At 63.4% G+C, this 6,071-nt stretch carries 6 protein-coding genes; 1 reads left to right on the top strand and 5 read right to left on the bottom strand.

All coding sequences use genetic code 11. The annotated features are described in order from the left end of the window. Window positions 1-125 precede the first annotated feature (125 nt). The 5 genes from VGO12_RS01945 to lgt all read right to left on the bottom strand — a co-directional run bounded on the left by VGO12_RS01945 (window position 126) and on the right by lgt (window position 5,267). Window positions 126-995 carry a hypothetical protein gene (locus VGO12_RS01945; RefSeq protein ID WP_327511066.1) on the bottom strand — a complete coding sequence of 290 codons (870 nt, stop codon included), beginning with the start codon at window positions 993-995 and terminating at the stop codon, window positions 126-128. Between the two features lie 76 nt (window positions 996-1,071). Continuing rightward, on the bottom strand, window positions 1,072-2,223 hold the full coding sequence (locus VGO12_RS01940) for a Xaa-Pro peptidase family protein (RefSeq protein WP_327511065.1): 1,152 nt from the start codon (window positions 2,221-2,223) through the stop codon (window positions 1,072-1,074). 1 nt (window position 2,224) lies between these two features. Next, window positions 2,225-3,019, bottom strand: a complete 795-nt coding sequence (pgeF, locus tag VGO12_RS01935) for a peptidoglycan editing factor PgeF (RefSeq protein WP_327511064.1) — start codon at window positions 3,017-3,019, stop codon at window positions 2,225-2,227. A gap of 205 nt (window positions 3,020-3,224) precedes the next feature. Beyond that, the gene (locus VGO12_RS01930) at window positions 3,225-4,328 is read right to left on the bottom strand and encodes a class I SAM-dependent methyltransferase (protein ID WP_327511063.1); all 1,104 of its coding nucleotides are present in this window, start codon (window positions 4,326-4,328) and stop codon (window positions 3,225-3,227) included. A gap of 60 nt (window positions 4,329-4,388) precedes the next feature. Further along, a complete protein-coding gene (gene lgt, locus VGO12_RS01925; RefSeq protein WP_414650659.1) occupies window positions 4,389-5,267 on the bottom strand; it encodes a prolipoprotein diacylglyceryl transferase in 879 nt (292 codons plus the stop codon). 166 nt (window positions 5,268-5,433) lie between these two features. On the opposite strand from lgt, the gene VGO12_RS01920 reads away from it, so the two are divergent. Continuing rightward, window positions 5,434-5,694 carry an accessory factor UbiK family protein gene (locus VGO12_RS01920; protein WP_327493900.1) on the top strand — a complete coding sequence of 87 codons (261 nt, stop codon included), beginning with the start codon at window positions 5,434-5,436 and terminating at the stop codon, window positions 5,692-5,694. Window positions 5,695-6,071: the final 377 nt, after the last annotated feature.

The raw sequence follows: 6,071 nt of genomic DNA, 5'->3' as shown, positions 1-6,071 counted from the left end.
TCCAATCGCGGACATTCTTTGCGGATGGCCGCCGTTCAGAGCTGATCGGCCGCTTTTTAGCGAGACTGAACTTGAATGCAAGGGGAATGCTGCGCCGCGAAGGCCAATATCCTAAAAACTTTGTGTCAACCGGCCTGAGATCGGCGCCATTCGAGATAGGCGTCGATGGTTTTGGTTGCGATTCCCTGCATGGTTGTGGCCGGCACGCCACTCCACAAATCCGTGCCGCCGCCCGGAACCGAGTCCTGCCCCTGGATGCGGTGCAGCCGGTTGCCGCTGCCGTCGAGCACGTCCCAGACATAGACGACGGTCGTCTTGTCGCCGTCCTTCAGGGCCGAGAAATAGCCCTTGAGAATATGTTCGCTGCTTGAGTCCGACGAGCCCTTGATCGTCAGGCCGCGGGCGCGGGCGTCAGCGCCGAGCTGCCTGGAAAGCGGCGTGACCGCCTGAACCGGCGCGCCGATGATCGGCAGGAAGCGGACCGAACCGCTTGCGACGGCGCTTGCCTTCGGTAGCGAAGCGACGCTCGGCTGGCTCTGGATCTGTTCGGCGGCGGCCGCCGTCTGCTGCACCGGTGTGTGCTGTACTGGCGTGTGCTGCACGGGCGCCTGTTCGGCCGGTGCCTCGTCTGCCAGCGCCTGACGGTCGTCGATCGTGTTCTGGACAGGCTCGGAGCCGGCGGCAAGGCGGCTTGCCTGTGCCTCGAAGGTGCCGGCCGGGTCGGTATAGGTCGCATCGCCTGCCGCATAGGCGGTTGGCATGCTGGAAGAGGCCGGTTGCGGGGAATAGGCGGTGGTTTGGCTGACGGGCTCGCGCTGCACAGGGGCGACCGCCGTCTGGTTCGACATGGAGTCGAGGTCGGATTGGGTCACCGGCGGCGAGCGAAAGGTTCCTGCGCCGACGTCGACCTGCGGCGTCAGCATGTCCGTGCTGTTGCAGCCGGCAAGCGCGATGGCGAAACCGAAACCAACAATGGGCGTGGTGATCTTGCGCATGTTCAAACCGTCCCTGGAATAGCCTTGAACCGTCTCCTGTCGTCTGCCAGTTCAAGGCAAGTCTAGGCGGATTTCCCTAAGCAGAAATGAAGTCCAGCCCATAGCGCGACAACGCGCGCGGCGTGTCCGTGGTGGTAAGGTAGGTCTGGCCGAGGGTCATGGCCGCGCCGCTGTCGGAATCCATGATGATCATGTGCACGAACAGCGACATGTTCGGCTCGATCTCCTGCGGATTGCCGAGATGGAACATCTGGTGCTCCATCCAGGACGGCGAGAAACGGGCGCCAAGCGAATAGCCGCAGGCATTCAGTCGATGCCGGGCGAGGCCACGCTCGTCCATGATTTTGGCATGCACGTCGAACACGGTGCCGAAGGTGTTGCCGGGACGCAGCACCATCTCGATCGCCTGGATCGTCTCGCGGCAGGCGCTGTAGAGTTCGCGGTGACGGTTGGTCGGCTCGCCGATGATGACGGTGCGCATCATCGCGGCGTGGTAATGGGCGCTCACGCCGGCCCATTCCAGCGTCAGCTGGTCCTGGGCGTCGAGCGGGCGGCGCCCGGACTTGTAGCGGCACAGCAGTGCATCGGCGCCGGAGCCGATGATGAATTCGTTGGCGGCGTAGTCGCCGCCGCCGGCAAGGATCGTGCCCTGCATGGCGGCAAGAATGTCGGCTTCGTTGCCGCCGAGGCGGATCAGCGGCAGGGCGGCGTCGAGCGCGTCGTCGGCAAGGCTCGCCGCCTTCTCCACATAGGCGATTTCGGCGTCGCTCTTGATCAGCCTGAGGCGGCTGACGAGATAGGAGGCGTCGATCAGCTCGCCGAAGGTCTGGAGCTGGCGGTCGAGCAGCCGCGCGACGCGACCGGTCATGCCATGGGTGTCGTACTCGATGCCGATGCGGCAGCCGAGCAGGTCGAGTTCGCTCAGGAGGTTCTTGAGATCCATGGTCGGATCGGCATTGGCGCGATCAACCCAGATTTCGATCCGCTCGATATTGGAGGTGTGGCGCGCCTGGCGCAGGTCGGCCGAGCGCGTCAAGAGCACCATCGTGCCGTCCTTCTTGACGACCAGCGTCTGGAAGAAGCAGTAGCCGAAGCTGTCATAGCCGGTCAGCCAGTACATGCTCTCCTGGGCAAAGAGCAGGACGGCGTCCAGCTTCTCCTCGCGCATTTTCTCCGTCAGCCGCGCGAGGCGGCCTGCATATTCATCCTGGGCAAAGTGAAGCGCCATGTCAGGTTCCTCGTATGCAAATGGCGGAAATCTGTCGGCCGTAATCCGGTTCCTGCCTGTGGGTGGTTCGACGATAGGAGAAGAAGCGCTCCTCGTCGGCATAGGTGCAGATGTCGAGATTCTCGGCCGCAACGCCGGCCTCGGTCAGGCGCCGGACCGTGAAGGAGGGAAGGTCGAACATCGCATGGCCGCTACGCTCCGACGGCGCGAAATAGGCGTTGTAGCTGGCATCGGCGGCAACGAATCGCGCGACGAACTCTGCGCCGACCTCGTAGCTGCGACCGCTGATCGACGGGCCCAGGCAGGCGACGATGCGTTCGCGCCGGGCGCCAAGCTGCACCATTTTTTCTATGGTGCTTTCGAGCACACCGCCAAGCGCCCCTTTCCAGCCGGCGTGGGCCGCGCCGATGACCTTGGCCTCAGCGTCGGCAAAGAGGATGGGGCCGCAATCGGCGGAAAGCACGCCGAGCACGATGCCGGGTGTCGCCGTCACCAGCGCGTCTGCCTCGGGACGGGCGCCGTCATAGGTTTCGTCGACGACGATGGCATCCGGAGAGTGCACCTGGTGTACGGTCGCCAGCCGCTCCAGGGGCGCGCCGAACCAGGCGGCGACGCGGGTGCGGTTCTCGTTGACGCGGTCGCGATCGTCGTGCGAACCGAGGCCGACATTGAGGCCGTGATAAAGCCCTTCTGAGACGCCGCCCTTGCGGGTGAAATAGCCGTGCGCGATGGCCGGCCCGACCCTCTCGCCAAACAGCGAGCTTTGTACAGGGGAAAGCGCGACATCATGCGGCATCGATATATTCGCCTTTGCTTTCTGAAAGATATCAATGGGTTCGAGGGCGCGTCCCGGCCCGGCGACTGGCTGCTGATTTGCCGGCGCGATGTTGACCCGCGACGACAGGGCTGTCAATTCCCGAACGGCAGGGGTGCCGGCCCTGCGACGTTGGAGCGGGACGCGAGCGGAAAACCGCGCGCACTTTTCCTTGATCCCACTCCGGTCAGGCCTTGGGCTTTCTGAACGGCGACAGCGGGACCGGCGGGCTGCTGACGGCAAGCACCTTGAACAGTTCGCCCATCTTTCCCGCGCCTGCTCCGGCCAGTCTTTCGACATCCTCGCGGATACCGTCCTGCGTCAGGGCATCCTTGTCGCGGCCGAGCGCCGCGGCGCGGTCGAGAAGCCCGAGCCCGACCAGAAAGTCGCCCTGATGGGCAAGGCCGTTGATCTGCACGTTTTCAGTCTTGGCGCGCCGGGCGAGCTGTTCGAAATCGACATGGCTTGTGAGGTCGGCCCGCCCGGGACTGGCAAGCGGCGGATCGTATTCGTGGTCGCGCACGGCCTGCAGCGTATCGCCATAGCCGGTGGCAAGATGCCCGTAATCGATGATGACGGCGGTGCCGCCACTGATCTTCAGCCGCTCGCAGAGGGCCGACATCACGGCGTCCCGGGCCGGCGCGATCTCGAAGACCGTGCCTTCAGCGACACCTTGTGCGGGCGTCGGCAGCAGGTCCGGATCGATGCCGGCGACGCCGGCGGCAAAGGTCAGCTCATCGTCGGCGCCAAGACCGACCATGCGCTCGCGGAAACCCTGCGCCGTGCGCACGAACTGGCGGATCGGGATAGCGTCGAACAGTTCGTTGGCGGCAAGCAGCAGAAAGCCTTCGGGCAAGGTTTCGAAACTCGTGTGCCATTCGACCTTGTTGCCGTGGGCGGCGAGCGTTTCCGACTGGACCTTGCGCAGCCGTTCGCTGGTTTCGACGAGATGCACGCTTGCAGAGGCGTAGAGCTCAGGCGCGACGCGGCGCACGACGCGCAGCAAGTCTGACATCATCGTGCCGCGGCCAGGGCCGATCTCGGCGATGACAGTGCCTTCGGGCTGCCCGTGCTGCTGCCAGGCGTGGACGAGAAAGACACCGATCATCTCGCCGAACAGCTGGCTGACTTCGGGCGCGGTGGTGAAATCGCCCTCCTTGCCGAAGGGTTCGTGCACCCGGTAGTAGCCGTGCTCCGGATCGGCGAGGCACAGCGAGAAATAATCGGTGACGCTGATCGGCCCGTGAGCCCTGATCAACGCCTTGATCTTGTCGGCAAGTGGTGTCGTCATGCGTTCGTCCAGTTCGCGGGGCGCGCGGCCGCAAGGCCGCCACCCATCCTACATCCGCTCTCAGGCGGCTGCGCGCTTCGCCCGGGCGATCGCCCAGATGCCGGCGAGCGCCATCGGCAGCGAGAGCAGCATGCCCATCGTCAGCCAGCCACCGGCAAGATAGCCGATCTGCGCGTCCGGTTCGCGAAAGAATTCGACGAAAATGCGGCTCAGGGCGTAACCAAGCACGAAGATGCCGGTCACGAGGCCCGGCGATTTCAACGCCTGGCGGCGATAGATGAACCAGGCGAGCACGGAAAGCAGCACGAGACCTTCGAGCACGGCTTCATAAAGCTGGCTCGGGTGGCGCGCAAAGGGACCACCGGTCGGGAAGACGATCGCCCAGGGCATGGACGACAGCCGCCCCCAGAGCTCGCCATTGATGAAGTTGGCGATGCGGCCGAAGAACAGGCCGATCGGCACGACGGCGGCGACGATATCGAACAGGCTCCAGAGAGCGATCTTGTTCTTGCGCGCAAACAGGATCATCGCGAGCGTCGTGCCGAGGAAGCCGCCATGGAACGACATGCCGCCGTTCCAGATCTCAAGCGCCCGGATCGGATTGGCGAGCACGGAGTTCAGATCGTAAAAGAGGATGTATCCGATGCGGCCGCCGAGCACGATGCCGCCGGCTGCCCAGAGCAGGAAGTCGTCGAGCTGCTGCAGGGTGACCGCCGGGGTGTCGTTGCGCCAGAGCGTTACGTTCATCGCAAGGCGCCGCGCGTAGTACCAGCCAATCAGGATGCCCGCGACATAGGCGAGCCCGTACCAGTGGATGGCAAGCGGCCCGATCTGGACGATCACGGGGTCTATTTCGGGGAAGGGGAGGATCGCGAGGCGGGTCGCTAAAGTTTCCAATGTCTCTGTTCTCGTGCGGGGCCGGTTGTTTGCGCGGAACATGGCGAGCGATTTCAGCCCGGTCAAGGCCTGGGCGAGGGCAGTCGCTGGCGCTGCGGACACAGGCACGTGATCGGGCGGCGTGATTTTTCTTGCATCCGCCCGCCGCTGACCCTACCTGAAATCCATGACCGCATCGCAAGGCGATGGCTGAAATGGAGATCGCACGATGAGCACAGGCACCAACCGCATTCTGGATGACTTTGCCAAGCTGATGACCGATGCCGCGGGCGCCGCTCAAGGCGTGCGCCGCGAAGTCGAAACGGCCTTCCGCGCGCAGGCCGAACGCACGCTGAACTCGCTCGACGTGGTCAAGCGCGAGGAGTTCGAGATGGTCAAGGAAATGGCCATCAAGGCGCGCGAGGAAAACGATGCGCTTCTTGCCCGTATCGAGGCATTGGAAGCGCGCCTCGTTGATAATGGCAAGTAACGCGATTCCCTTGAAATAACGGTATTTCAGCGTTTTAGCGGCGCCCGCGGATCGATTTCGCGGGCGTTTTGCTGCCTTGCATCCGGCGTCGTTTCCGGCGGCGTTAAGGCAGGTTAATAAAACATGAAAAGTTTTCCACCTGTGGACACTGCCAAAAAACCCTTATGGCAGAGTCAGTTAAGCTCAACCGCTTCATTCGCATGACAACGTAGGCGCGATTGTACACGGCTATTTTGGGGGCGAGGGGCTGGCAGCCTGACTCCGCCATTATACACTGATTTTAAATGATGATTCGAAACGAACCGCGTAAGCTCCAGGCAGGGTAAGTCAGCCAGGATGGATGTGAGTTCAGCAATCATAGTGTGATTTTAATCGGT

Origin of the sequence: Ensifer sp., from assembly GCF_035999135.1 — a bacterium.
Lineage (GTDB): Bacteria > Pseudomonadota > Alphaproteobacteria > Rhizobiales > Rhizobiaceae > Ensifer.
Note: the sequence above shows the minus strand (reverse complement) of the source record. Positions and strands in the feature narration are given on the sequence as shown.